Consider the following 26703-nt stretch of genomic DNA (forward strand, 5'->3'; position numbering starts at 1 on the left):
TAAAAAAGGCCGGAACAATAATGTTCCGACCTAAACCAACTTATTAAACTAAAAAACTATTCACCTTTTTGTGTTTTTAATGATTGAAGCTCACGTTTGAGCTCATCAATTTGTTGCTGCTGTTCTTTTATGCTTCCAACTAAAAGCGGTATTAAACTCTCGTAATCTACCTTAGTTAAGGTTGCTGTTTTGTAAGCATTCTTACCCGAAACATAATCTTTGGCCTGAACTTTAACAATCTCAGGAACTGCTGTTTTAGCAACGGCCCCAACAAAACCCAATTGAGTATTTTTTGAAAGCTTTAACTTTTCTGCCCAATTTTCATCGTAAGTAAAACTTACAGGTTGAAGTTTAGAAACCTTTTCTAAAGAATTATTTACAGGTTTAATATTGTTTTGTGCTACCTCTTGTGCACTAAGAGAAAATGATGCGGCTACAAAAAATACCGCGAATGAAATTGCTCGTTTCATAATATGATGTATTTGAATTAAAAAGAATAGTTATTGTCTTCAAAAACTTGAAAGACAGGAATGAAAGTTATCTTAAAAAGAACCTTCTAAACGGATGGTGGAGGCGTTAAAACCTCTGGAAAATAGCCTAAAATGGAGAAATTGTGTGATATAATCAATTTCTTTTCTGCCGTTGGAAATATTTTTACGAATGAATCGAAGAGTATTTGATTGTCGAAATATTCGCTTTCAATTTTCTTTTCTTCTTTCTCAGCGTCATCACTTAACGCAGAGTATTCAATGTTTGAAGCAGAGAATTTTAAATATGACATTACATTGCTCACCTTAAAAAATAAGGTAATTGCAACGCAAATGATTAGCACATATTTAATATTTATAAACTTCATTGCTACAAAGATAAGTTGTACAACTTATTAAACAACTAATTGAAGTTAAAGTTCTGTAAGAATTTTGATGATTTCGTTTGTTACCAAATCTATATCGGCATTAGTTGTGCGCCAATTTACAAAGGCTGCCCTTATCCCCTTTTTACCTTTATAAGATGTTGCGGTCATAAAAACCTTACCGCTATTGTTCAAAGTGTTTAAAAAGGTTTCATTTTTTTTGGCATCAACGAGTGCAAAACAAACCGTATTTAACCGAACTGGCGCTAATAATTCAAAGGCAGGATTTTCATTTATAAACGCAGAAAAAAACAAAGCCTGTTCTACATTTTGTTCTACAATTTCCTGATAACCTGATTTACCATAACTTTTTAAAGTAAACCATGCAGGCAAAGCTTTTAATCGACGAGAATTTTCAGGAAGAAAGTTTAAATAGCTAAAGTTTTCTAAAGGATTTCCTAAATATGCTGCATTAGCATTTTGAAAGGTTTCCATTTGCAATAATTGATGCTCATTTTTAATTAAAAACACAGCACTTTCATAAGGCACATTTAACCACTTGTGGCAATCAACTGTAATACTGTCGGCAAAGTCCCAGTCTTCAACCAAATGAGAATATTTAGGACAACAAGCCGCAAAACCGCCAAAAGCTGCATCAATATGCCACCAAAAATTATACTTTTGCTTTAGTTTTTTCATGGATTTGAAATCATCAAAATCAACAGTATTTACCGTTCCGGCACTAGAAATTAATATAAACGGCTGACCATCTAATTCATTAATTTTTCGCTCTAAATCATCAATATCAATTGCCTCTCTGTTCCCTTTGGCAACTTCAACTTTTATCACATTATCGCTACCTAAACCTAACATCGATAAAGATTTTACAGCAGATGAATGTGGTGTTGCAGATAAAACCTTTACCTCATCAGAAACTCCTGAACGGGCAAAATCTTTTCCTGATTGCTTGCCAATCCACTGTCTTGCAACAGCCAAACTTGTAAAATTTGATAATGTAGCTCCTGTTACAAAACCTCCAAAAAAATTATCTGGAAGATTTAATAGTGAGCATAATAATTTGATGGTTTCTAATTCAATAATAGCCGAAACATCGCCATTTCCTTTCGCAGATTGTGTATTCTGATCGTAAACTGAAGCAAGCCAATCTCCAGCTATAGCTGCAGGCGTTGTACCGCCAGTTACAAAACCCCAATACCGCGGACCAGAAGAAGCAACAATTAATGGTTCAAACCTATCATTAAATTCATTCAAAGCCTCTATTGAACCCAAGCCTTCAACATTTAACCGATTATCGATTTCAGCTTGAATTTGTGTAGAAGTGAGCCTACTATCAACCTTATTTAAATAATCTATACCTTGTTCTTTTACTGCATTAAGTATTTGGTCAAGGTTCTCGTTGTCTTTATTTAGAAGGCTCATAATGTTTATTTACGGTTTATCCTGTTGAATGAGGTTGATTTAAAAAATTGCCCTTGCGATTTGTTTTGTTTGCTCTGGTCTGCCCATTGTATAAAAATGAAGGACTGGTGCGCCAAAATCTATTAATTCTTTACACTGCTTAATCATCGCTTCTGTACCAATTTCTTTTGCTTCAGCATTATTTTTTGCGTGAGATAATGCATCCGTTAATTCATCAGGTAAATCAATATGAAAGATTTTAGGCAAAACGTTTAGTTGAGTAAGTGTACTTATTGGTTTTAGCCCCGGAATGATTGGTACGTTAATATCGTTCTCACGGCATTTTTTAACAAAGTCGAAGTATTTTTGATTATCAAAAAACATTTGGGTAACAATAAACTCTGCGCCCATATCAACCTTCTTTTTCAAATATTTAAAATCAGCGTTTAAGTTCGGTGCCTCGAAATGCTTTTCAGGATATCCGGCAACGCCGATACAGAAATCACTTTTAAAGGTTTCTACATCTTCATGCAAAAATTTACCTTCATTATGGTTTTTAATGTGCTGAATTAGGTCTGTGGCATAGCAATGTCCGCCTTTTGTTGGCACGAAAGAATGATCTGCAGCCCTTGCATCACCCCTTAAGGCTAAAACGTTGTCGATGCCTAAAAACTGTAAATCAATCAGTGCGTTTTCAGTTTCTTCTTTGGTAAATCCTCCACAAATTAAATGCGGAACAGCATCGATTTTATATTTATGAATAATTGCCGCACAAATTGCTATCGTTCCCGGACGTTTACGATAGGAAACCTTTTGCAATAAGCCATTCTCCTGCTCTTTGTAAATGTAATCTTCTCTTAATGAAGTAACATCTATAAACGGTGGGTTAAACTCCAATAACGGATCGATTGCATCGTAAATCCATTGTATACTTTGCCCTTTTATTGGCGGTAAAAGTTCGAAAGAGAATAAAGGTTTACCCTTTGCGTTTTTTATATGGTCTATGATTTTCATTTGTTGTTGGTTAGTTCTTGGGTGTTTGGTTGTTTAGATGCCTGATATATCCGTTAATTAGTTTTCCTAAAACCTCGATTTGCTCAAGGCATTCTTTAAGTTGAACATCTATAAGAAATCCTATGTCGAACGCAATATAAATTTGAGTTTCCAGCTCATACAGCGAACCCCTCGCTATTGTTAAGAATTGAATTGTTTCTTTTACATGCTGCCTTCCTGAACCCTCAGCAATATTTGATGGAACAGAAACTGAGCAACGTCTGATTTGAGAAATTAGTCCGTAAGTTTCTTCCTTCGGAAAAGATGATGTCAAATTATAAATATATGTCGCAAATTGTCTAGCCTTCTTCCAAACCTCTAATTCTGTATATTTTTGATAAGCCATTTTTAAATCCTAAAAAACTAAATTCCAAACAACCAACAAACTAATATGCTAGATTCGGGCTAAGCCATCTTTCAACTTCTTCTACAGGCATATTTTTACGTATAGCATAATCATCAATCTGGTCTTTGGTTATTTTACCTAAACCGAAATACCTAGATTCAGGATTAGCAAAATAAAATCCGCTTACCGCAGCAGTTGGATACATGGCATAACTTTCCGTTAATCGAAGTCCGATTTCTTTTTCAGCATTTAGTAACTCAAATAAAGTTCCTTTTTCAGTATGCTCCGGACAAGCAGGATAACCTGGCGCCGGACGAATACCTGCATATTCTTCCTTAATTAGAGCCTGATTATCTAAATTTTCTCCTTTTGCATAACCCCAAAACTCTTTACGAACACGCTCGTGCATGCGCTCTGCAAAAGCTTCAGCTAAACGATCGGCTAGAGCTTTGGCCATGATGCTGTTGTAATCATCATATTTAGATTCAAACTCTTCAACCAGTTCATCAATGCCAATTCCTGTTGTTACCGCAAAACCACCAAAATAATCCTGTATTCCAGATTCTTTTGGCGCAATAAAATCAGAAAGCGCATAATAAGGCTGTCCATCAACTTTTTCAGCCTGTTGGCGAAGGGTATGAATTGTGATGGGTTTTCTGTTATCTGTTTCCAGCTGCTCATTACCAGGTAACTGACAACCGTCAACAGTTAACTCAATATCATCGCCAACCGAATTTGCAGGCCAAAAACCAATTACACCTCTTGCAGTTAAAAGCTTTTCATCAAGAATACGTTTTAACAGCGTTTGCGCATCATCGAAAAGCTTTCTGGCTTCATCGCCAACATTTTTATCATCGAAAATTTTAGGATAACTACCTCTTAATTCCCATGTATGAAAAAATGGCGTCCAATCTATATATGGCACCAATTCTTCTAACGGATAATTATCAAAGACACGAGTTCCGGTAAATTCAGGAACTGGAAGTTCTTCTTTAAAATCTATTTTGAATTTATTGGTTCTAGCCTCTTCAAGTGTTTTAAAACGCTTGTCAGAACGTTTATTTAAATGTGCTTCACGGGCTTTATCATATTCCGCCCTTATTCCCGCAACATAATCATCTTTAGTTTCCGGATTCATTAAAGTGCTGCAAACCGTAACACTTCTTGATGCATCTAAAACATGAATCGCCGGACCAGAATAATTTGGAGCTACTTTAACCGCCGCATGAATACGGGAAGTTGTTGCGCCACCAATAATCAATGGAATGGTAAAGTTTTCTCGCTCCATTTCTTTGGCAAAATGCACCATTTCATCCAAAGAAGGCGTAATTAACCCACTTAAACCAATAATATCGGCATTAATTTCTTTTGCTTTTTTAATGATATCCTGAGCAGGAACCATTACCCCCATATCAACAATTTCGAAGTTATTACAAGCCAGTACAACACCAACTATGTTTTTACCAATATCGTGAACATCGCCTTTAACCGTTGCCATTAATACTTTCCCTGCTGATGAACTTTGATTTTGATCAGGATTATCTAACTTTTCCTGCTCGATGAAAGGCAATAAATAAGCAACAGCCTTTTTCATTACCCTTGCTGATTTTACAACCTGAGGTAAAAACATTTTACCTGCACCAAATAAATCACCAACAATATTCATCCCATCCATTAACGGACCTTCAATTACCTGAATTGGGCGTGGATATTTCTGACGGGCTTCTTCAACATCATCATCAAGGTATTCTACAATTCCTTTTACCAAAGAATGGGATAAACGCTCTTCAACAGTTCCCTTTCTCCATTGCTCATCTTTTACAATTTCTTTTCCTTTTGATTTTACTGTATCGGCGTATTCAACCAATCGCTCCGTAGCATCTTCTCTCCTATTTAAAAGTACATCTTCTACACGCTCAAGTAGCTCTGGCGGAATTTCCTGATAAACTTCTAGCATACCGGCATTTACAATTCCCATATCCAAACCCGCCTGAATGGCGTGATATAAAAACGCAGAGTGCATCGCTTCGCGAACTACATTATTCCCTCTAAAAGAAAAAGAGATATTAGAAACACCACCGCTTACTTTTGCATATGGTAAATTTTCTTTTATCCACCTTGTGGCATTTATAAAATCTACAGCATAATTATTATGTTCTTCTAAACCAGTTGCAACCGTTAAAATGTTTGGGTCGAAAATAATATCCTCTGGAGGAAAACCGATTTCATTAACTAAAATATCGTAACTGCGCTTACAGATTTCTTTTCTACGTTCATAATTATCAGCCTGACCTTGCTCATCAAAAGCCATAACAACAACGGCTGCACCGTATTGCATAATTTTACGGGCGCTTTCCCGGAATTTGTCTTCACCTTCTTTTAAGGAAATTGAATTTACAATACCTTTTCCTTGCAAGCATTTCAATCCGTTTTCAATAACCGACCATTTCGAAGAATCGACCATGATTGGAAGCTTCGCAATATCAGGTTCTGAGGCAATAAGATTTAAAAATTTAGACATGGCCGCTTCAGAATCAAGCATACCTTCATCCATATTCACATCAATTACCTGTGCACCACCTTCTACCTGCTGTAATGCAACAGCCAAAGCCGCTTCGTAATCGCCACCTAAAATTAGTTTTGAAAATTTTGGAGAACCTGTAATGTTGGTTCTTTCACCAACGTTAACAAAAATGCTTTCAGGCGTTATGGTTACTGGCTCTAAACCACTCAAACGCATAAATGGTTCAATAGCTGGAATTTTTCTTGGTGATGCTTTTTTTGCATTTTTCGCGATACAGCCAATGTGATCTGGCGTTGTACCACAACAACCTCCAACGATATTAACAAAGCCTGATTGTATAAAATCATCAACCAAATGTGCTGTTTCATGTGGCTGCTCATCGTAAGCGCCAAATTCGTTTGGTAAACCAGCGTTTGGATATGCAGAAACATAGCACCCAGCTTTTGCCGCAAGTTCTTCAATATGCGGACGCATCTCTTTTGCCCCTAAAGCACAGTTAAAACCAATACTTAAAGGTTTTGCATGCATTACTGAGTTTAGAAAAGCTTCGGCTGTTTGTCCTGATAATGTTCTACCGGAAGCATCAGTAATAGTACCCGAAATCATAATTTCGAGTTTACGACCGATAACTTCTTCGTATTTTTTTATGGCAACGATGGCCACTTTTGCATTTAAGGTATCAAAAATCGTTTCAATGAGCAGTACATCAGAACCACCATCTACCAAACCACGAACCTGCTCGTAATAAGCTTCTTCCAATTCATCGAAATAAATAGCTCGGTAACCCGGATCGTTTACATTTGGCGACATAGAAAGCGTACGGTTGGTTGGACCAATTGCACCTGCAACGAAACATTTGCGATCTGGATTTGCAGCCATAAACTCTACTGCTGCTTCTTTTGCTACGCGTGCACCCTCAAAGCTTAACTCGTACGACAGGTCTTCCATCTGGTAATCTGCCATAGAAATACGCTGTGTACTAAAGGTATTGGTTTCGATAATATCTGCACCAGCACTTAAATACTCCAGATGGATAGCCTTTATAATATCTGGTCTGGTAATGTTAAGCAAATCATTATTGCCTTTTACATCACAAGGATGATCCTTAAATCGCTCCCCTCTAAAATCCTCTTCCGTTAAGGTATAACGCTGAATCATGGTACCCATAGCACCATCAATCACCAAAATACGTTTTTCTAATTCTGCTCTTATACTCATTTGCTTTGTAAAATGTAAGATGGAAAATGGAAAATGGAAAGATGCATCAAACATCTTACATTGAACATATTACATCTCCAAAAAGGCTTATTTTAAAAGTTGGGGTGTTGACTACCACTAAAACTTATCTTCTCTCGCCACTGCTGAGATTAGAATTTAGCACCTTGTGTGGGAACAGGTTGCTAAGACATCGTTGGGTCTAATCCCTCCGTCTTTCTTAATAAGCATACAAAAATGCAACAAAGCAACATCAATTCCAAAAATTATCGCTCTGAAGCCAAATAAAATTACAAAGGCCATGCAATAATGCATGGCCTTTAAAATAATGTTCTGTTTTTATTACTTTCTACTTCCGAAAATACGAAGTAAGAAAAGGAATATATTTAAGAAATCAAGGTATAAAGATAATGCAGCTACAATAGCCATTTTCTTAGATTCTACTTGTAAAACCTGCTCTCCATTTGCTTCGATACCTTCGCCAATTCTTTTAATCTTTTGCACATCATAAGCTGTTAACGCTGTAAAAATTGCGATACCGATAAATGCCATAACTAAACTAAATTGTTCGCTCTGAATAAACATATTTACTAAGCTTGCGATTACTAATGCAATAACCCCAACCATTAAAATTGGACCAAATTTGCTCAAATCGATATTAGTAGTGTAACCCATTACTGCCATAATACCAAAAATACCGGCAGCACCAGCAAAACAACTAACTACTGAACCTGAGGTATAAGCCAATAAGATAAAGCTCAAACTAATTCCTGTTAAAACAGAATAAAGCACAAACACACCAATTAATGAGGTGTATGAAAGTTTGCTTAAGCCAAATCCCATTAATAAAACTAAGCCAAGTGGTGCAAACATTGCGATATAACCAAAAATCGACATACCAACTTTTCCTGTTGATGGATTTACAGTCAATAAATATTGCATTAATTCTTTGTTCTCGCTAAATAAGTAAGCAGCAACTGTTGAAAGGCAAAGGGCTACAAACATCCAGGTAAAAACGTTTGCAAAGAATTTTTTAGAAACAGAGCCTTGTTGTACAAAAACGCTGTTATCTTGATATTGATAATTTTGTTGTTCCATTTTTTGTTTTGTGTATTTAAATTATATAAAAATAGATATTTTAATTCAATCTTTTTGTCAGCAACTCTTCAACTTTTTTAAAGAATTGTAACGGTTTTAGCGTACGCCATGGCATTTCATCAAACGAACCCCCAAAATTGATGTAATAATCGATGTTGTTATCTTTAAATTCTCTTATTACATGTTCTTGAAAATTTACACCAACAATCCAGCCATCTTCAACTTCCTGAAACCATTCTTCATAATAACTATCATCAGATGAATGGAAGTTTAAAACATTTTCTCCTATCAGGATAAATTTATTGATGCCTTCATCCATCATTAATTCTAAAATATCGCGTTTAAGCAACATAATATCATTATTTATGGCATCGTTCCATTCCCCAATAAATTCGATGATGGCATAACTTCTATCATAATCAACAAAAAGCACCTTCATATACAAAGTACTCGATCCAAATTCATCCCATTGCGGATGTAATAGAAAATTATAAATCTGCTTATCGAAGTATAACTCAGAATATTCTGTATTGTAAAATGGCGAACGCTCATCTTCTGCTGAGATATATTCATCCCTCCACTGATAATACGGCTCTATCTCATGCATTAGGTAAAATTTAGATTTAAAGATTTACGATTTTAGATTTAGTAATCGCAAATGTTATTCGTTTGATACTAGGCTGTTAAAATCGTAACTCATAAATCTACTATCGTAAATTCAAATGTCCTGCCTCAACGGCTTTACGAACGCTTCCATGTCGATTTAATAAATCTGCAGCTTCATCGTAATTAATGTGCAATTCATCAGCTACCATTTGTATTCCGCGGTCAACCAGTTTATTATTTGTTAACTGCATATCAACCATTTTATTGCCAACAACACGTCCAAGCTGAACCATCACAGTGGTACTCAGCATGTTTAAAACCAACTTTTGCGCAGTACCTGATTTCATCCGAGTAGAACCAGTTACAAACTCAGGCCCTACCACAACTTCCACAGGAAAATCAGATTCAGCCGCAATTGGCCCGCCAGTGTTACAAACAATACACCCGGTTAAAACGCCCAATTTTCTTGCGGTATTTAACCCACCAATTACGTATGGTGTTGTGCCTGATGCCGCTAAACCAACCAAACAATCTTTCTCATTAATATCAAATTCCTGCAAATCTTTCCAAGCTTGCTCTGCATCATCTTCAGCAAATTCTACAGCTTTTCTGATTGCGGTATCTCCACCAGCAATTATACCAACAACCCAGTCGAATGGTACGCCATAAGTTGGTGGACATTCTGATGCATCAACAACGCCTAAACGCCCGCTGGTACCTGCACCTATGTAAAACAAGCGACCGCCTTTTTTCATTCTTTCGGCCACAGCCGAAGTTAATTTTTCTATCTGAGGCAAAGATTTTTCAACTGCAAAAGCAACTGTTTTATCTTCATTATTAATGCCTTGAAGAACCTCCAGTACCGACATTTTGTCGATGTCGTTGTAGTGTGATTCCTGCTCGGTAACTCTATTCATAAATTTAATTTTGATAAAATTCGGTAAATTCTTTTTAAAAAGTAACCAAAAACTTAAAAATATAGGGTACAAAAGTTCTATAGCTTCTTATTCGGAGTTAATTTATGTTAAATATTATAAACAAAAGACTATTAAAATGAGTTAAAAAATTAATCAAACCGCTTATTTTCATAAATTTGTGGCAACGCTGATGAAAAAAAACACCCGAAATAATGCACTAATTGCTATAAGCTATTCTGTAATCTTAATAGTTGGCATGTTTTTGGGTATTAAGTTTATAAAAGATCAGGGATATGGTGTTCAAAAGCCAACAAAACTCGCTGCAAATTCTGAGAAACTAGATGAAATTCTTCACATCATCAACGGTAATTACGTTGATGATATCAATACAGATTCGCTTCAAAATTTACCAATTGATAGTGTTTTACATCAGCTAGATCCGCATAGTGTTTATTTGCCGCCAACAAATGCTCAAAATATGCAAGATGATTTGGAAGGCAACTTTGAAGGTGTTGGTTTAGAATATTATATGCTTAACGATACCATGATGGTAACCGGAGTTATAAAAGATGGACCAGCATATCAAGCCGGAATAAAACTTGGCGATAAAATCTTAAGCATCGATTCTACCATTGTTAGCGGAAGAGATTTACCTAAAGAACAGTTGGCTGGGCGTTTTAAAGGAAAAGCCGGAAGTGGGGTTAATGTATTGCTCCAACACAGCGGAAGTCAGCTCCCTAATAGGGTAATGGTAACTAGAGGAAAAGTTAATATAAGCAGCATAGATGCCGCTTACATGATTAACACTGAAACTGGCTACATACGCATTAGTAAATTTGGCGCAAATACCGATAATGATTTTTCTGCCGCGGCAAACAACTTAAAAGCTAAAGGCATGAAAAAGCTTATTTTGGATTTGAGAGATAACGGCGGTGGTTATTTCAGCGCCGCAACAGGTTTAGCGGATCAGTTTTTACCTGAAAATAAACTTATAGTTTATACTCAAGGCAAGCACGAACCTCGTACAGATTATTTTTCTACCGGAAGTGGTACATTTCAGCAGGGAAAATTGGCGGTTTTAATTAATGAAAATACAGCTTCTGCAAGCGAAATTGTAGCCGGTGCAATTCAAGATTTAGGCAGAGGTGTTATTATTGGTCGACGTTCTTTTGGTAAGGGTTTAGTACAAGAACAATTTGCTTTTAACGATGGTTCGGCATTAAACCTAACCATTGCAAGATATTACACACCTTCAGGCAAAAGCATTCAAAAATCATACAAAAAAGGTTACGATGCTTACAAACACGAGCTTGATGAACGCATGAACGACGGCGAATTAACCGGAGACTTAACTTCATTTAAAGATTCGCTGGAAAAAAATAATGGTGTAAACCTCCCACAAAGAAAACCTAAAACAGTTGGCGGCATACAGCCTGATGTTTTTGTAAAATTAGATACCACTGGTTACAATAAATTTTACAACACTTTAGTAAGTAAAAAAGTATTATCTGATTATGTTTTTAATGTTTTAACAGGAAAATACAGTTCTTCATATATTGAACAAAACATAAATACCATTAACCTAAACGATTTAGATTTTAAAGATTTTATTGGTTTTCTTCAACGTAAGAATGTTCAAATCGACCGTTTTCAGCTATATAATTCGCGTGGGTTAATTTTAAACGATTTGAAAGCGTTGCTTTGCAGATATTATTTAGGAGATGTTGGTTATTACAGGGCTGCAAATCAAAACGACAATGTAGTTAAACAGGCCTTAAATAGTTTGCAATAATATAACCGCTCAGCATTATTTATGACACTTGAAACGGACCGATTGATTTTGCATCCGCTAACTCATAACCAGCTACTAAAGTACGTTAGAAACAATAATTCGCTTGAAAAAGAACTTAAGCTGAAACCAGGTAAAAACATAATTTCAGATGAACTTGAGCAAGCGATTCGTGAAACCATTTTGCCTAACGTAATCGATTCGAATAAAAACTACTTATACAATACCTTATGGTCGATTATTTCAAAAACCGATGAGCAATTAATTGGGGATTTATGTTTTGTTGGCGAACCTGATGCAAATGGTGAAATCGAAATTGGCTATAGCACCTACCCCAATTTTAGAAATAAAGGCTTCATGACCGAAGCCATTGGTAGATTAATTGAGTGGGCAGCAACACAACCAGATGTAAAAATGATTACAGCTTCTACCGAAGTTGACAACATCGCTTCTTATTCTATTTTGGAAAAAAATAATTTTATTAAAATTGCCGAAGGCGAAGGCATGTTTACCTGGAAACTAAGTTTAAAATAAATTATGAGAACATTATTTTCAATAACTTTTTGCTTAATTTTTACGAGCGTTTTGGCACAACACCCAAAGCTAAAAATTATAAATATAGCACCGAATTTATACAAATACACCACTTATAACACATACAAAGGTGCTGTAACCGATGCCAATGCAGTTTATCTGGTAACTAAAAAAGGTGTTGTCGTAATAGATGCACCTTGGGATCCGACTCAATTTCAGCCATTTCTAGATAGTATAAAAGCTAAACACAACCAAAAAGTTGTACTTGCAATTGCAACCCATTCTCACGATGACAGAGCCGGAGGTTTGGCATTTTTTAAAGCAAAAGGCATTAAAACGTACGCAACAAAAAATACCAATAAAATACTTTCAAAATTAAAAAAACCTACTGCACAGTTTACTTTTAACGGCGATACATCTTTCAATGTTGGAGGCGTAAATATTCAAACATTTTTTGCCGGAGAAGGGCATACAAAAGACAATATTACCGTTTGGTTTGAGCAAGATAAAGTTTTGTACGGGGGCTGTTTTGTTAAAAGTACTGATTCAGAAGATTTAGGTTACGTTGGCGAAGCAAATGTTAAACAATGGCCGCAAAGCATTAAAAACTTGCAGAAAAAATATCCAAACGTAAAACTACTAATTCCAGGTCACGGTAATGGCAATACACCAAAAGCACTTAACCACACTTTAGAGTTGTTAAAGGCTGCAGAAGTTAAACCTTAATTTCAAATAAACTCAAACTAATGCCTTCATAGTGCTTAGGCAAACCATCTGTTTTTTCCATGGTTACAACTCCAACATATTCAAAACCGCAGGCTGTATAATATTGTAAAAGCTTTTCATTATCGGCCCAGGTATCCATTCTGATAAAGCTAAGTGCATTTTCAGCAGCATAATTTTTTGCCCATTTTATAATTTCCTTCACAAAAGAAAAACCTCTAAAATCTGTGTGCGTTACAATCCTGTGTATGTAAATCGAATCTTTATCTCTATCGCCCCAAATTAATTTATCGTTAAAGGTTACTGCAAAAACACAAGCAATTTCACCATCTACCAAGATTTTATACTGGCGATTTTCTTCAATTTCTGTTTCTACCAATGTTCTACTGAAACCTTGCCAATGCTTATTAAAAACCTTTTTTTGGTGGGCGATTGCCATATCATAAAATTCAAAAATTTTATCAATATCGCTTGAGATGCTGTTTTTTACTTCAATTTGCATGGGCGTAAAAGTACTATAAAGTTTACGTTTTAAAATTTTAGAAGCGCAAATGCACTGCATAATTTTGAGTTTCTTCATCTATCGGTTGGTGTCTCACCAACTGAAACAATCAAGATAGTTTTCATCCAAAAACTTAAAATCTAAATCGATGGTTGATGAGACACCAGCCACTAGGACAATTTCTATAAAAATAGCACAGAGCAACCCATTGTATCTAAACCTGATTGCAGTGAAAATCCCCCGATTTTTCATCGGGGATTGAAACAAAAAGCAGGGCTGAATTTCCCGAAGAAATACCAGCCCTGCTTTTCTAATTATTTTTTTAACTTTAAGCTTACTTCTGTCTGAAATAAATTTGAATTGGCACACCTGCAAAATCAAAGTGCTCTCTTAATTTATTCTCGATAAAACGTTTGTATGGATCTTTAACGTATTGTGGCAAATTACAGAAGAAGGCAAACATTGGCGATGTTCCGTTAATTTGCGTAATGTATTTGATTTTAATGTGTTTACCTTTTAAAGCCGGCGGTGGGAAAGCCTCGATTAATGGCAACATAACATCGTTTAATTTAGATGTTGGAATCTTTTTACTACGATTTTTAAATACTTCTAAACCAACTTCAATAGCTTTAAAAATACGTTGTTTGTTTAAAACCGAAGTAAATACAATTGGCACATCGGTAAAAGGACGAATGCGTTCGTGAATCTGATCTTCAAAAGCTTTCATTGTTTGGGTATTCTTTTCAATCAAATCCCATTTGTTTACCAAAATCACAATACCTTTTTTATTCTTTTCGGCAAGGTGGAAAATATTAATATCCTGACTTTCGATACCTTCCTGTGCATCAATCATTAATACTACAACATCTGCTTCTTCCAAAGCTTTGATGGTACGCATTACCGAATAAAACTCAAGATTTTCTTTAACCTTAGTTTTTTTACGTAATCCGGCGGTATCAATTAACATAAATTCGTGACCGAATTGGTTATAATGAATTTTAATCGAATCACGTGTTGTACCTGCGTTAGCGGTTACGATGTTACGCTCTTTACCAATTAAGGCATTTACCAAAGAAGATTTACCAACATTTGGGCGACCAGCGATTGTAATTTTAGGTAATTGATTCTCTTCTTCAGGAATATCTTCGAAGTTTTTAATTACTTCGTCCAACAACTCACCTGTTCCAGAACCCGTCATTGATGAAAGCGGATAAACCTCGCCTAAACCAAAACCGTAAAAAGTATGAACTTCGTTATATAAAGCTGTATTATCTACTTTGTTAGCGCAAACAAAAACAGGCTTGTTACTTCTACGAAGCACTTGAGCAATATCATCATCCAAATCAGTAATACCAGTAGTAACATCAACCATAAAAATAAGCACGCTAGCTTCTTCTATAGCAATCATTACTTGTTCGCGGATGGCTGCTTCGTAAACATCTTCGGAATTTGCAACGTAACCACCAGTATCAATTACTGTAAATTGTCTGTCGGTCCATTCGCCAACGCCATAATGCCTATCGCGGGTTACACCGCTCATATCATCAACAATTGCCTTGCGACTTTCAGTTAATCGGTTAAAAAGGGTACTTTTTCCTACGTTTGGCCTGCCTACTATGGCGATAATATTACTCATTGTATGTGTTATTGATAGTTAATGGCTTATAGTTAACGGTCTGTGTGTTTAAGCAAGCTGCCTAAACGATTTGGCTATCAGCCATTGACTATCAACTACTAACCGATTTATTTCGGGCTGCAAAGGTACGCTTAATTATCGTAACCAAAGCTCTTTAAGTAATTCTTTTTGCTTCTCCAGTCTGGAATTACCTTAACAAACAGCTCAAGAAAAACTTTTGTATCTAAAAATTTCTCAGTTTCAATGCGGGCCTCGGTGCCAACTTTTTTAAGCATGCTTCCACCTGTACCGATAAGAATATTCTTTTGCGAATCGCGTTCTACCACAATTTCTGCAGTGATGCGAACCATTGCACCTTTGCCATTCTTCATTTCTTCATCTTTAAAACTCTTTACAATAACTTCGGTACTGTAAGGAATTTCTTTCTGATAGTTTAAGAAAATCTTCTCCCTAATAATTTCAGAAACAAAGAAACGCTCTGAACGATCGGTTAAATCCTCTTTATCGTAATACGGTGGATGTTCTGGCAACATTTCGAGAACTCGTTCCAACAAACCATCTACATTATGATTGTGTAAAGCAGAAATTGCATAAATAGCTACAGGATTTAGCTTCTCTTGCCAATAAGCAATTTTTTCATCAACCTGTTCTTGTAACGCTTTATCTATTTTATTTATTAAAACGATAGTTGGTATGTTTCTATTTAGAATTTTCTCTAAAACATCTTCTTCATCATGTTCTTCATTAATGTCTGTTACGAACAAAAGTACGTCAGCATCGGTTAAAGATCCGTTAACAAAGCTCATCATACTCTCTTGCAAACTGTATTTTGGCTTAATAATTCCCGGTGTATCAGAAAAAACAATCTGATATTCTTCTTCATTTACGATGCCTAAAATACGATGTCTTGTGGTTTGTGCCTTAGGTGTTATAATGCTAAGTCGCTCGCCAACAAGCACATTCATTAGGGTTGATTTACCAACATTTGGTTTACCAATTATACTAACAAAACCTGCCTTATGTGCCATTAAAATATTTTTTAAAAAAAATTTGCACTACAAAGAAACGAATTATATCTTTGCATTCCAATTCGGAAACAGAGTTAAGGATTTAATTCAAGCGGAAAACGAGTTGTATATAGTGCGGGGTGGAGCAGTTGGTAGCTCGTCGGGCTCATAACCCGAAGGTCGCACGTTCGAGTCGTGTCCCCGCTACCAAGTAGATTGACGATGGTAGATTTAAGAATTTAGATTTGAAAAAATCGTAATTCAAAAATCCGAAATCATAAATTAAAATGGCCCGTTCGTCTAGGGGTTAGGACGCCAGATTTTCATTCTGGAAACAGGGGTTCGATTCCCCTACGGGCTACGAAACCGCTTCAAGAAATTTGGCGGTTTTTTTATCAGTAAAACAAAGGTTGGTATATCCTTAAAAATACAATGTAATGCGGGGTGGAGCAGTTGGTAGCTCGTCGGGCTCATAACCCGAAGGTCGCACGTTCGAGTCGTGTCCCCGCTACCAAGTAGATTGACGATGGTAGGTTTACAAATTTAGATTTGAAAAAATCATAATTCAAAAATCGAAACTCAAATATCGAAAATGGCCCGTTCGTCTAGGGGTGAGGACGCCAGATTTTCATTCTGGAAACAGGGGTTCGATTCCCCTACGGGCTACGAAAACCGCTTTAAGAAATTGAAGCGGTTTTTTTATTTTAAAATCTTTTTAAATTAATAGACTGGCTTGGGCATTGATTTCAATGCAGAAGTTTCAATCATTATTTGAAATGCCCGATCAAATATACATCAAAAAATAACTCCAAAAAGTTGTATTACATGTTAATTGTTTTAATTATTTTTGATTACATCATCCACCAAACATGTCATCCCATCTAAAGTTAATACAGCTCAGTATTATTCTTATTTTTAGTTTGTGTTGTATAAATTCTGCATTTGGGCAAGCAAACAAGAAAAGAATTGACAGTCTTTATTTCATTGCCAGAGATATGACTGATTTAGATTCTAGCGAGTTAATGATTGAAAAACTCCTGAAGGAAATTAGAGCAAGCAATTACAATTCAGGAACAATTAACTTGGTGCTATTGAGGGCTGTAAATCTTTACAACAGTGGAAAATTTGATCAGGCATTAAAAGTTTATCAATGGGATTGAACCAGAAGTTCGCGAAGTACAAAACTTTGCAAAACTGTATCATTTACTTGCATTAAAAGCCAACTGCTACGGGAACTTATTCTACTTTGATAAAAGCAACGAATATTTACGTGAATCCAAATATTATGCAGAAAAAATTGCAGATAACGATACGAGATATTATAACTTAGGTAGGTTTTACCGCTTATGGGCAATTAATATTCAGAATAACACAAGCGTTCCGGTAAACTTAGATTCGGTAATGTACTACCGAAAGAAAAGTTATAATATTCAACGGTTAATTTCCAAAAACCCTTCCAAGAGTCCATTAATTATAGAAATCTATTTTTAGAAAGAGGAAAACTAGATTCTGCAAAACATTATTATCAGCTATCTCAGGCCTTAACAAAGAGTTTAAAAGTTGATAAACTTGGAATAGAATCGTTAATCGGACTTGGCCAGGTTTACGACAAGCTAAGTAAAAACGACAGTGCTTTATATTATTATAAAACTGCCTTAAAATTTTCTGAAAAAGCTAAGAGAGTTGGTAATATTAAATTAACTAACAAGTTACTTGCGGATTTTTACACTAAAATTGGCGATAAAAATAAAGCTCAAGAATATGCGAATAAATTTGGAGTGATTACAGATAGTTTAGCCCGAGCGAACAAAATCACATCGAAAGTAACTGCAGATTTGATTATCAAGGATAAAGAAATTTTTCAAGCTAAGAGTGAGAGAAACTATTTAACGATTATTGTTTGCATTATAATCTTTTTATCGATTACCATACTTGCTTTTTTAAGACTGCGTAAAAGGCATACGAAATCTATAAAAACGCACAAAGAAGAGCAAAGTTTACTTAATAAAAAATTTGATGATTTGCAGGTTGATAAACTAAGTGAGGATGTATTAAAAGAGATTAGTAGCTTGGTAAAAACCAACGATCCTGCATTTTATGCAAAATTCAAAGAACATCATCCAATTTTTATCTATAAGTTAACTCAGCATTCTCCTGATATTTTATCTTCTGATTTAGATTTATGTGCCAAATTAAAACTTGGTTTCAACACAAAAGAAATTGCATATTTTTCACGCACATCACAGAGAGCTGTTGAAAGCCGTAAGTATAGAATTAGAAAGAAAATAGGTTTAACAACTGACGATGATTTAGCAACATGGATAGTTAATTTGTAGCGTTAGCAATTTGAGATTACTGAATTAACTCTCAAATTCAGAGATCTCCCTTATCTTTGCGAAATAGTTAATACTGTAGTTTAACTAGTATTTTATCGTAAAACAAGGACTTCTACAAGAAAAATTGCACATCCCAGCAATAGCAGAATTCCACTATTTAATTAACTAATCATCCCAATGGCGATAAGCCGAAGCCATTTATTTGAGCATAATATCTTGGATAAGGTGCTTACATGGATTGTTTTCGCTTACAAATTAATTTATCAATAATATAATCAAAATATGTTTACAGTTGAACAAATTCAAAACGCACATTCGAAGGTAAAATCAGGAGCAGATTTCCCTTCGTATATTCAAGAAATTAAAAAATTTGGCGTTACTGCTTATGAGACTTGGGTAAAAGATAGCCACACACAATATTTTGGCGTTAGTGATTTTAGCACAGCATCGTTACCAAAATATGATGAGCTTGCAATAACTGATGAAATAGATAAGGAAAAATTTGTAGGTTATTTAAAGAGCCACCAGCAAGGACAAACTGATTACTACACTTTTTGCAAACATTGCGCAGAAACTGGAATTGAAAAATGGTCAGTATGCCTTGATAAAATGACTTGTACTTACTACGATAAAGCTGGAACTGAAGTTTTGGTTGAAAACGTTCCGCAGTAAAATATAGCTTTTACAAATACCAAAGCTATTATTCTAACTAATTCTTAAATTTTATTTCAAACCTGGTATCATCAACGCCATAAGTTTTAAGTTTGAAGCCGTAATTGTGATTTAAAAGAATTTCTCTGACAAGGGTAAGACCAATGCCTTGACCATCTTTTTTTGTTGTAAAGAAAGGACTGAAAAGTTTTTCTTCATTCTCTGGAGATATACCATTTCCCGAGTTGGTAATGTTAAGACTATAATCTTCGAAATTAATATAGATTTTAATTATACCATTATTACCGATAGCTTCAACAGCATTCTTTACAACATTAATTATGGCTTGTTCCATTTGCTCAACATCAGCATTAATGATAAATGGCTTATCTGGAATAAGAAATTCGAATTTTATATTTCGATCGTTTGTGGTAAAGTGCATTAATTCAGTTATAGAAATTAGCAAAGGAACTAAATCCAAAGGTTTGCAATTGGCTTTTGGTAGCTTAACTAAATCGGCGAAGTTGCGCATAAAAACATTTAAGTTCTGGTTTCTTTCTGCGGCAACCTTCATTGCATTTTTGAGCATTAATTCTTCATCATTAATCCACAAACTTTGTTGGGCTAATGCACTATTTATGATAGAATTTACTGGTCCGATGGTATTGTTAACCTCATGTGCCATCATTCTAATAACTTTGTTATAAACCCCTTTTTCTGCAGCAAAAATCTCCGCCGTAACTTCCTCCATCATAATAAAAATCCGTTCAAATCCTCTATCAATAAATTTAGATTTCTGAACTTTGTAACTTTGCAAACCATCTACACGAATCATTTTTGATGTTCCGGTTTTCATATCATGGATATGTGTTTCAAGCAAGTCGGGATTAACCTTTAAAATTTCCAGTGCCTTAGGATTAATCTGTTTTATTTGCTTATCAAAATCGAGCGTAATAATTCCGGTTGGAGAAGTTTGAATTAGCTTTTCGAGAAAAAAATGCTGTTCTTCCTGCCTTGTTCTTTCTGCCCTTAACTCATCAATCATTTTGTTATAAACATCAACCAATTCATCAACCTCTTTTTTACCTGTTGATAAAAACTTAACGTTAAAATCTTTATCCTTTATGGCAGAAATACCTTGTTTTAGGTAACCAAGCGGACTAATTAATTGCTTATATAAATTAATAGAAATCACTACAGAAATTAGAATTGCAACTTCTGTTAGCATGAAAACTAACTTCTCTTTCTGGAAAATAAAATAGCTCAACACCAAACAAATAAGGTGCAAAATAACCACGAAAAGAATGTACTTAGTCTTCAGTTTCATTAAAAGGAATTTGATGCTTTTCTAAACGTCGGTAAAGCGCATTTCTGGTAATACCTAAAGAAGCCGCAGCTTTTGTAATTCTATTCTTATGAAAATTCATGGCTTGTTTTACCATTTCAGCTTCCATCTGATCTAAAGTCATTGTACCAACACCTGGTAGTTTTACTTTATCATTTTTTAGAGGTGATAAATTGAGCTGCGATTGAAAATCATCTATACCTAACTCATTTTTACTACTGATTAAAACAGTACGTTCTACGAGATTTTTTAACTGGCGGATATTTCCAGGCAGAGGTAATTGCTGTAACCATCGCATGGCCGCAGGAGAAACCTGCAAATCTGGTCGACCGTAAAGTTCTTTCATATTATCGATAAAGAAATTTACCAAGAGTGGAATATCTGTCGGGCGTTCTCTAAGTGCAGGTAAATGTATGGTTATCAGGTTAATTCTATAAAGTAAATCTTCTCTAAATAATCCTGAAGAAACCATCTCATTCAGGTTTTTATTTGTTGCGCAAACTACACGGGTATCAACAGTTTTAGTTCTGCTGCTGCCTAAAACTTCGTAAGTTCTATCTTGTAAAACACGTAAAAGCTTTACCTGACATGATGCTTCTAAATCACCAATTTCATCTAAAAAAATGGTGCCTTTATTAGCCATTTCAAAACGACCTGTTCTATCGAAACGGGCATCGGTAAAAGCGCCACGAACATGGCCAAACATTTCACTTTCGAATAGCGAAGAAGAAATTCCACCTAAATTTACCTTAACAAAAGGCTTTGCAGAACGCGTACTATTTTCGTGAATGGCTTCAGCAATTAATTCCTTACCCGTACCGCTTTCTCCTGTAATTAAAACAGAAGCATTTGTACCTGCTACTCTTCCTATGGTTTCCAAAATACTTATCAAGCCTGCATCCTCACCAATTATCTGAGAGAAATTGTATTTTTTAGTTAACGATTTTCTGCTTTGCGAGATGGCTGGTTTGCCATTTAGCTGCAACAAGGTTTCTACGGTTTGCAACATATAATCATTGCTCCAGGGTTTGTTTATAAAATCATTTGCACCTAGTTTCATTCCTTCAACAGCAAGTTCTATACTTGCCCATCCGGTAATTAAAACGATTGGCACTTTTGCATCAAAAGCTCTGATTTTTTTAAGCAAGCTCATCCCCTCTTTACCCGATGTATCAATGGAAAAATTCAAATCTAAAATAATCAGGTTAGGTTGTTTGGTTTTCACCATTTCTAAAGCTTGAACCGCATTATCTGCTAAAAGAACCTCGTTCCCTGCTCCTTTTAAAAGAAGCGAGATTGAGGTTCTTACAGCGATGTCATCATCAACAACTAAAATCATATACAAAGTTAAATTATTTAGTCTTCATGCAGTGCAATAGCCGGACGAATTGCCGCAGCTTGCTTCCCTGGATATAAAGAACAGGCTACAACTAGTGCGTAAATAAACAATATTGAAATTAAGATGGCTATAAAATAAACGTTTGCCGGAATGTTAAAGACATTTAAAAGCGGGAATTGAACAGCGAAGAAACAGCCAATTATGATAGATAAAGTAGCTAAAATTAGTGACTCCAAAACCATCTGAGATGAAACTGAAGCACCACTCGCACCGATTGCCCGTCGTAAACCAATTTCTCCTTTTCTTTTGTTAATGTTGTACCATAATACTCCAAACAACCCAAGAGCAACATTAATAATCAGGAAACTTGCAACGATAATAAATAACAACATCGGAATAATGGTTTCCCGATTTCTTGATTCACGCATTTCATCAACATGTTGAATTTCAACAGCGCTTCGTGTGGTATTTGCCATAAACTTATACAGTTTGCTTTCAAAAGTTGCATCAGCTTTTTCACTTACTTTTATCAAAACGGTACTTGTCCATTTTAAATAGGCTGTATCAAGCTGGCTAAACATTACGTTATTGCCGGGTACAAAATCGCCATTTGCCTTAAAATCATTCACTACACCAATGATTTTAAATTTATTTTTATCATCAAAGTCACCAATAACCTTACCTGTGCTTTTTACAGTTCCAAACATTTCTTTGCTGAAGGTTTCATTGATAATAATCCCCTTATCTTTGCCGATTAAATCTTCCGGAACAAACCACCTTCCATCAATCAAATTTACATTCCATACCTTTTGGTAATCAGTACCCACATGGAAATCGCTAATGTTATTAAATTTTTTACCCCCTTGAGATAGTCCTGTACTCATAAAACTAGATGAATAGGGATAATTTGGACTTGCAAAACTTACTTCTTTAATCTCGGGCATGGATTTTAAGCTTTTCTCCAGATTAGCATAAAAGGTGGTTAAAGTATCAGGGTTTTTAGACAATTGCTCACCGCTATAAGCAATTGCCCAAACCCTATTATAATCAAAGCCCAACGGCTTTGAATAGTTCTGATAGTAATAAGTTATGTAAGAAAAAACAGCAAACACAACCAAAAAGGAAATCAGAATTTCTGTTAGGAATAAAAAGTTTTGGCCTCTTTTATTCCACATTAATTTAAATAGATGCTTAAACATATAATATCTTTATTTATGGCGATTTAAGCCTTTAACGCTTTAACAATATTTAATTTAGACATTCTCCAGGCTGGATAAACTCCAGAAATTAACCCAAAGAGAAAGCAGGTTATCAGACTTAAAAACAAGACTTTTAAATTCATGCTGAGGTTAAAATTAGATATGTAATCTAATTCATTTATAAGGTGAATAACCACTATCGAAAGGAATATGCCGATAAGTCCGCCTATAAAAGTTAGAATTAAATTTTCGACAATAAATTGATAAACCAACGTTTTAGATGAAGCTCCAAAAGCTTTACGAACACCAATTTCTGAAGAACGTTCCATAATTCTGGTAATGTTAATATTTACCAAATTGATGGTTGGAAGCAACAAGAAAAGTAACACAAATACACCGCCTATGGTAAGCACTTTTGTTACACCATCATCTGTAGAATTTCCACCCATTCTACGCGTTTTGCTAATTAAATATTCATCGGCGTTGCAATAAACTTTATCAAAATCTAGCGGAATAGGCAATTTTGTTACCATTTGCGCAAACTCTTTTTTCATTTTTGGCAAGGCGTCTTCATCGCGGCCTAATAATACTGCATTACATTGCCCCATTAAACCAGTATCTTTACTATCTCTAGAAAGTGTGTATGGCAAATACATATCGCCTGTAAAGTTTCGAACAGACCCGGGAACATTTTCTACTACTCCAATTACACGGTAGTTAATATTGTCAGCAGAAATGTATTGACCAATTACCGATTTTGCATCGCCAAAATAGGCCTCTTTGGTTTCCTGAGAAATTACTGCAACACGTTCAGCGCTTTTAATTTCCTTATCGCCATAAGGTTTCCCTTCCAAAAATTTATAGTTTAAAACATTCCAGTAATCGGCATTGGTGTATTTATAACTAATAACGAGTTTTTTGTTATTCACATAAGCATTTGAAGATTTTTCGCCAGATGAAATGGCCATTTTCTCTACCGTTTTCAGTTTCGAAACATATTGCTCAAAAAAATTAAATGATAGGTTGCTCATATTCATCCAGCCTTCTTTTGTATTTTTAATTTCAATCCTTTCTACATAGAGCGATCGATTTTGTTTATCTTCCGGATAATCGGGACTAAACATTTTATCTGCAAGTGCAGTGGCTACCATTAAAATGGTTAGCGTAAAGCTGATGCCAAACAAGCTGATGAAAGTGAAAAACTTTCTTCTTTTTAATACAGCTATTGCAATTTTAAAGTAATTCTTTAACATAGCTGTAAATTATTGAACTTGAGATCCATCGAAAAGACGTACTAACCTGTGGGTTTTCTGTGCCATACTTTCATCGTGTGTTACCATTACAATGGTTGTACCTTCATTTTTATTTAGGTTGATAAGGATATCCATAATTTCATTTCCCATGGCGCTATCCAAATTTCCTGTTGGTTCATCGGCAAGAATAATTTGTGGTTGTCCAACAATTGCCCTAGCAATGGCTACACGCTGCCTTTGTCCGCCAGAAAGCTGACTTGGAAAATGTTTTAAACGATTGCTTAATCCTACTTTTTCCAAAGCCGCAGTCGCAAGTTCTTTTCTTTCCTTAGCTGATGAAGTTCTATATAGCAAGGGCAACTCTACATTATCCAGCACCTGCAAATCGTTAATCAAGTGGTAACTCTGGAAAATAAACCCTAATTTCTCATTCCTGAAGTTTGCCAGTTTCTTATCTGAAAAACGACTAATATCCTGACTATCGATAGTGATGTTACCTTTAGATGGCTCATCAAGCAAACCCATAATGTTAAGCAAGGTGCTTTTTCCGCAACCAGACGGCCCCATGATAGATAGAAATTCGCCTTTTGCAATATCCAGACTAATGCTATTAATCGCCAGTGTTTCAACAGTATCGGTTCGGTAAACCTTTTCAATATTTTGTAAGCGTATCATAATGTGTAATTTAGTGTAAAATGGTTAATGGATGATGGACTGAAATTGATAATTGCAAATTGTATTTTGTTTATTGAGCATTGATATTTACTTATTGTTCATTTCATAATTTATTATCCTAATTAAGAGAACCAGAGCAGCTGAAAAGAATCTTAACAATTAAACTAATTTTAGCCTTTAGTGGAGCACCACAGGCTCAGTTCTCTTAATCCGGTTTCTATGTTTTTAATAGGTAATTTTTACATTTTTTTCAAAATCGTATAACGATAAATAGCGAAGCTGGTAATAAGCGCCCCAGAAATCGCGAAGCGAAGAAACATAATCGCGTTTGGCTCTATCATTTTCTTGAAAGGCAATACTCAAATCTGTAATACTTAAATTGCCCAAAACATATCTTTCGCTGGCTATTTTATACTTTTCAGATGCGATTTCTTCTGCTGCATCTGTTAATTTAATTTGCTCCTTCATCATATTAAAAAGTGTTACCTGGGTGATAATTTGCTGTTCGAAAATTTGTTTATCCTGTTCTACAGCGTACGTGGTAAATTGCTCGTTTGCCAATGCCGTTTTGGTGCGGGATTTAGATCTGCCCCAATCCATAACCGGAATAGATAATTGTATTTCTACAGATTGCTGGCTTCTTGGATTCCGATAAACATCGAACACATTCATGCCTGCATTTGAAAAACCTAAATTTGCTCTAAGCGTTGCTTTCAAACCGTTTTCACCTTTAGCTCTGGCAACATCCCTTTTTGCTTCCGCCAGGCGGCGGATAAAACCAATGGCATCAGAACGATTTTCAAAAGCCTGTGCCAATACTTTTTCGGCCACGACAGACATTTGCGCAACCACAGCAGGCATTTCAAGTTTAATGCGATTATCACCCTCAATCCCGGTATAACTGCGAAGATTTAATGTGGCAATTTCTACATCTCTTTTAGCCGTTCCAACTGCCTTTTGCGCATTTAAAACCTCCAACTGAAGTTGAAGAATTTCATTTTTTGATATTTTGCCTAACTCAAACTTTGTATCGGCTATGCCAAGAATACGCTTGGTATTAGTGAAATTTAATTCAGCAATATTCAGGTTTACCTGCGCCAATAATAAATCGAAAAAGTATTCGGTTACGGTAATTGATATTTTCTCCTGTGTTTCGATAAAAGTTTGCTTACTCTCGTTGTACTTTAAAGGTTCAATTTTTTTATCCCACTTTAAGCTGTTAAATTGTAAAAGTGGTTGCGTGTAACCAATTCCATAAGGTATACCGTTGTAAAGAATGTTATCTCTGTCAAAATCGGTAAAACGCTGGAGTTGCGTAGTTCCGAAAATTGTACCACCTGTTGCGGCTATACTCTGACTAAAGTTTAGCGTTAGCGACGAATTATCAAAATGAACCGGCTGGAAAAGTATTGTTCCGTTAGGCTGTTGTACCTGACTATAAGTTTTAGTGTAACCCGGCAAAACACCCTCCAAAGAAAGCTGTGGCTGATAGTTTGATTTAAAAGTTCGCCATTCCCAATATTTGGTTTCCTTAACAGTTGTGGCTTGTTTTGATGCAATTGAATTTGATTTTGCCATTTCAACAACTTGTGGTAATGTAAGTTTAAGCGTATCGGTATCTGCCGCGAAACTCAAAATGCTCAAGCCAATTAATAAACCGGTAAGTAAAATTCCTTTCATCAT

The 26703-nt window shown here is 35.4% G+C and carries 24 protein-coding genes, 4 tRNA genes and 1 riboswitch; of the genes, 10 read left to right on the forward strand and 18 right to left on the reverse strand.

Translation table 11 applies throughout. From position 1 onward, the window contains the following. Positions 1-56: 56 nt before the first annotated feature. From ACO05K_RS14580 to murQ, 9 genes are all read right to left on the reverse strand, one after another. The gene (locus tag ACO05K_RS14580; protein ID WP_421945159.1) at positions 57-470 is read right to left on the reverse strand and encodes a tail fiber domain-containing protein; all 414 of its coding nucleotides are present in this window, start codon (positions 468-470) and stop codon (positions 57-59) included. An 86-nt stretch (positions 471-556) separates the two neighbouring features. Continuing rightward, positions 557-856, reverse strand: a complete 300-nt coding sequence (locus ACO05K_RS14585; protein ID WP_421945160.1) for a hypothetical protein — start codon at positions 854-856, stop codon at positions 557-559. Between the two features lie 45 nt (positions 857-901). Next, positions 902-2293, reverse strand: a complete 1392-nt coding sequence (locus tag ACO05K_RS14590) for a pyridoxal phosphate-dependent decarboxylase family protein (protein WP_421945161.1) — start codon at positions 2291-2293, stop codon at positions 902-904. 39 nt (positions 2294-2332) lie between these two features. Further along, positions 2333-3286: a methylenetetrahydrofolate reductase [NAD(P)H] gene (gene metF / locus ACO05K_RS14595; RefSeq protein WP_421945162.1), complete on the reverse strand. Its 954-nt coding sequence runs from the start codon at positions 3284-3286 to the stop codon at positions 2333-2335. A 10-nt stretch (positions 3287-3296) separates the two neighbouring features. Then, complete coding sequence (locus tag ACO05K_RS14600; protein ID WP_421945163.1) at positions 3297-3671, reverse strand: four helix bundle protein; 375 nt, start codon at positions 3669-3671, stop codon at positions 3297-3299. A gap of 40 nt (positions 3672-3711) precedes the next feature. Further along, positions 3712-7413, reverse strand: a complete 3702-nt coding sequence (metH, locus tag ACO05K_RS14605; protein ID WP_421945164.1) for a methionine synthase — start codon at positions 7411-7413, stop codon at positions 3712-3714. A 121-nt stretch (positions 7414-7534) separates the two neighbouring features. Continuing rightward, positions 7535-7640: riboswitch (SAM riboswitch) on the reverse strand. A 112-nt stretch (positions 7641-7752) separates the two neighbouring features. After that, positions 7753-8508, reverse strand: a complete 756-nt coding sequence (locus ACO05K_RS14610) for a Bax inhibitor-1/YccA family protein (protein WP_421945165.1) — start codon at positions 8506-8508, stop codon at positions 7753-7755. Between the two features lie 40 nt (positions 8509-8548). Beyond that, a complete protein-coding gene (locus ACO05K_RS14615) occupies positions 8549-9115 on the reverse strand; it encodes a hypothetical protein (RefSeq protein WP_421945166.1) in 567 nt (188 codons plus the stop codon). Positions 9116-9215: 100 nt separating this feature from the next. Then, entirely contained in the window at positions 9216-10031 is an 816-nt protein-coding gene (gene murQ / locus ACO05K_RS14620; RefSeq protein WP_421945167.1) for an N-acetylmuramic acid 6-phosphate etherase, read from the reverse strand. A gap of 190 nt (positions 10032-10221) precedes the next feature. Between murQ and ACO05K_RS14625 the strand changes: the two genes are divergently transcribed. The 3 genes from ACO05K_RS14625 to bla are packed head-to-tail and all read left to right on the forward strand — an operon-like array spanning position 10222 to position 13080. Continuing rightward, complete coding sequence (locus ACO05K_RS14625) at positions 10222-11823, forward strand: S41 family peptidase (RefSeq protein ID WP_421945168.1); 1602 nt, start codon at positions 10222-10224, stop codon at positions 11821-11823. Between the two features lie 21 nt (positions 11824-11844). Next, on the forward strand, positions 11845-12354 hold the full coding sequence (locus ACO05K_RS14630; protein WP_421945169.1) for a GNAT family N-acetyltransferase: 510 nt from the start codon (positions 11845-11847) through the stop codon (positions 12352-12354). A gap of 3 nt (positions 12355-12357) precedes the next feature. Further along, the gene (gene bla / locus ACO05K_RS14635) at positions 12358-13080 is read left to right on the forward strand and encodes a BlaB/IND/MUS family subclass B1 metallo-beta-lactamase (RefSeq protein ID WP_421945170.1); all 723 of its coding nucleotides are present in this window, start codon (positions 12358-12360) and stop codon (positions 13078-13080) included. Here the strand turns inward: bla and ACO05K_RS14640 are convergent. The 3 genes from ACO05K_RS14640 to era form a co-directional block, all read right to left on the reverse strand. Then, positions 13070-13657 carry a GNAT family N-acetyltransferase gene (locus ACO05K_RS14640; RefSeq protein ID WP_421945171.1) on the reverse strand — a complete coding sequence of 196 codons (588 nt, stop codon included), beginning with the start codon at positions 13655-13657 and terminating at the stop codon, positions 13070-13072. The two genes, bla and ACO05K_RS14640, sit on opposite strands and share 11 nt — an antisense overlap. A gap of 256 nt (positions 13658-13913) precedes the next feature. Next, positions 13914-15215 (reverse strand): ribosome biogenesis GTPase Der, encoded by a 1302-nt coding sequence (der, locus tag ACO05K_RS14645; RefSeq protein ID WP_421945172.1) that lies wholly within the window; start codon positions 15213-15215, stop codon positions 13914-13916. A gap of 131 nt (positions 15216-15346) precedes the next feature. Then, positions 15347-16243, reverse strand: coding sequence for a GTPase Era (gene era / locus ACO05K_RS14650; RefSeq protein WP_421945173.1), 897 nt, complete (start codon positions 16241-16243; stop codon positions 15347-15349). 113 nt (positions 16244-16356) lie between these two features. Here era and ACO05K_RS14655 point away from each other — a divergent pair. The 7 genes from ACO05K_RS14655 (at position 16357) to ACO05K_RS14685 (ending at position 19230) form a co-directional block, all read left to right on the forward strand. Next, positions 16357-16432 (forward strand) — tRNA-Met (locus ACO05K_RS14655). A 79-nt stretch (positions 16433-16511) separates the two neighbouring features. Beyond that, a tRNA-Glu gene (locus tag ACO05K_RS14660) sits at positions 16512-16583 on the forward strand. A gap of 77 nt (positions 16584-16660) precedes the next feature. Then, positions 16661-16736 (forward strand) — tRNA-Met (locus ACO05K_RS14665). Positions 16737-16816: 80 nt separating this feature from the next. Beyond that, positions 16817-16888 (forward strand) — tRNA-Glu (locus tag ACO05K_RS14670). A gap of 203 nt (positions 16889-17091) precedes the next feature. Further along, positions 17092-17382, forward strand: coding sequence for a hypothetical protein (locus ACO05K_RS14675; protein ID WP_421945174.1), 291 nt, complete (start codon positions 17092-17094; stop codon positions 17380-17382). 675 nt (positions 17383-18057) lie between these two features. Further along, entirely contained in the window at positions 18058-18558 is a 501-nt protein-coding gene (locus ACO05K_RS14680) for a helix-turn-helix transcriptional regulator (protein WP_421945175.1), read from the forward strand. Between the two features lie 282 nt (positions 18559-18840). Next, complete coding sequence (locus tag ACO05K_RS14685) at positions 18841-19230, forward strand: DUF1398 domain-containing protein (RefSeq protein ID WP_421945176.1); 390 nt, start codon at positions 18841-18843, stop codon at positions 19228-19230. Positions 19231-19267: 37 nt separating this feature from the next. Here the strand turns inward: ACO05K_RS14685 and ACO05K_RS14690 are convergent, their stop codons facing one another. The 6 genes from ACO05K_RS14690 to ACO05K_RS14715 all read right to left on the reverse strand — a co-directional run bounded on the left by ACO05K_RS14690 (position 19268) and on the right by ACO05K_RS14715 (position 26703). Further along, positions 19268-20536, reverse strand: a complete 1269-nt coding sequence (locus tag ACO05K_RS14690) for a sensor histidine kinase (RefSeq protein WP_421945177.1) — start codon at positions 20534-20536, stop codon at positions 19268-19270. Further along, a complete protein-coding gene (locus ACO05K_RS14695; RefSeq protein WP_421945178.1) occupies positions 20520-21893 on the reverse strand; it encodes a sigma-54-dependent transcriptional regulator in 1374 nt (457 codons plus the stop codon). The genes ACO05K_RS14690 and ACO05K_RS14695 overlap by 17 nt, the downstream gene beginning before the upstream one ends. 17 nt (positions 21894-21910) lie before the next feature. Next, positions 21911-23068 (reverse strand): ABC transporter permease, encoded by a 1158-nt coding sequence (locus tag ACO05K_RS14700; RefSeq protein ID WP_421945179.1) that lies wholly within the window; start codon positions 23066-23068, stop codon positions 21911-21913. A gap of 47 nt (positions 23069-23115) precedes the next feature. Beyond that, entirely contained in the window at positions 23116-24345 is a 1230-nt protein-coding gene (locus ACO05K_RS14705) for an ABC transporter permease (protein WP_421945180.1), read from the reverse strand. A 9-nt stretch (positions 24346-24354) separates the two neighbouring features. After that, entirely contained in the window at positions 24355-25020 is a 666-nt protein-coding gene (locus tag ACO05K_RS14710; RefSeq protein ID WP_421945181.1) for an ABC transporter ATP-binding protein, read from the reverse strand. A 225-nt stretch (positions 25021-25245) separates the two neighbouring features. Next, a complete protein-coding gene (locus tag ACO05K_RS14715; protein WP_421945182.1) occupies positions 25246-26703 on the reverse strand; it encodes a TolC family protein in 1458 nt (485 codons plus the stop codon).

The organism is Pedobacter sp. (assembly GCF_965227205.1).
Lineage (GTDB): Bacteria > Bacteroidota > Bacteroidia > Sphingobacteriales > Sphingobacteriaceae > Pedobacter.

Coding starts and splice junctions, on each gene's coding strand:
- ACO05K_RS14585 (WP_421945160.1), bottom strand. CDS start 856: ATGAAGTTTATAAATATTAAATATGTGCTAATCATTTGCGTTGCAATT.
- bla (WP_421945170.1), top strand. CDS start 12,358: ATGAGAACATTATTTTCAATAACTTTTTGCTTAATTTTTACGAGCGTT.
- ACO05K_RS14690 (WP_421945177.1), bottom strand. CDS start 20,536: ATGAAACTGAAGACTAAGTACATTCTTTTCGTGGTTATTTTGCACCTT.
- ACO05K_RS14600 (WP_421945163.1), bottom strand. CDS start 3,671: ATGGCTTATCAAAAATATACAGAATTAGAGGTTTGGAAGAAGGCTAGA.
- era (WP_421945173.1), bottom strand. CDS start 16,243: ATGGCACATAAGGCAGGTTTTGTTAGTATAATTGGTAAACCAAATGTT.
- metF (WP_421945162.1), bottom strand. CDS start 3,286: ATGAAAATCATAGACCATATAAAAAACGCAAAGGGTAAACCTTTATTC.
- ACO05K_RS14580 (WP_421945159.1), bottom strand. CDS start 470: ATGAAACGAGCAATTTCATTCGCGGTATTTTTTGTAGCCGCATCATTT.
- murQ (WP_421945167.1), bottom strand. CDS start 10,031: ATGAATAGAGTTACCGAGCAGGAATCACACTACAACGACATCGACAAA.
- ACO05K_RS14695 (WP_421945178.1), bottom strand. CDS start 21,893: ATGATTTTAGTTGTTGATGATGACATCGCTGTAAGAACCTCAATCTCG.
- ACO05K_RS14610 (WP_421945165.1), bottom strand. CDS start 8,508: ATGGAACAACAAAATTATCAATATCAAGATAACAGCGTTTTTGTACAA.
- ACO05K_RS14700 (WP_421945179.1), bottom strand. CDS start 23,068: ATGTGGAATAAAAGAGGCCAAAACTTTTTATTCCTAACAGAAATTCTG.
- ACO05K_RS14640 (WP_421945171.1), bottom strand. CDS start 13,657: ATGAAGAAACTCAAAATTATGCAGTGCATTTGCGCTTCTAAAATTTTA.
- ACO05K_RS14625 (WP_421945168.1), top strand. CDS start 10,222: ATGAAAAAAAACACCCGAAATAATGCACTAATTGCTATAAGCTATTCT.
- ACO05K_RS14590 (WP_421945161.1), bottom strand. CDS start 2,293: ATGAGCCTTCTAAATAAAGACAACGAGAACCTTGACCAAATACTTAAT.
- ACO05K_RS14615 (WP_421945166.1), bottom strand. CDS start 9,115: ATGCATGAGATAGAGCCGTATTATCAGTGGAGGGATGAATATATCTCA.
- ACO05K_RS14685 (WP_421945176.1), top strand. CDS start 18,841: ATGTTTACAGTTGAACAAATTCAAAACGCACATTCGAAGGTAAAATCA.
- ACO05K_RS14705 (WP_421945180.1), bottom strand. CDS start 24,345: ATGTTAAAGAATTACTTTAAAATTGCAATAGCTGTATTAAAAAGAAGA.
- ACO05K_RS14675 (WP_421945174.1), top strand. CDS start 17,092: ATGTCATCCCATCTAAAGTTAATACAGCTCAGTATTATTCTTATTTTT.
- der (WP_421945172.1), bottom strand. CDS start 15,215: ATGAGTAATATTATCGCCATAGTAGGCAGGCCAAACGTAGGAAAAAGT.
- ACO05K_RS14710 (WP_421945181.1), bottom strand. CDS start 25,020: ATGATACGCTTACAAAATATTGAAAAGGTTTACCGAACCGATACTGTT.
- metH (WP_421945164.1), bottom strand. CDS start 7,413: ATGAGTATAAGAGCAGAATTAGAAAAACGTATTTTGGTGATTGATGGT.
- ACO05K_RS14630 (WP_421945169.1), top strand. CDS start 11,845: ATGACACTTGAAACGGACCGATTGATTTTGCATCCGCTAACTCATAAC.
- ACO05K_RS14715 (WP_421945182.1), bottom strand. CDS start 26,703: ATGATGAAAGGAATTTTACTTACCGGTTTATTAATTGGCTTGAGCATT.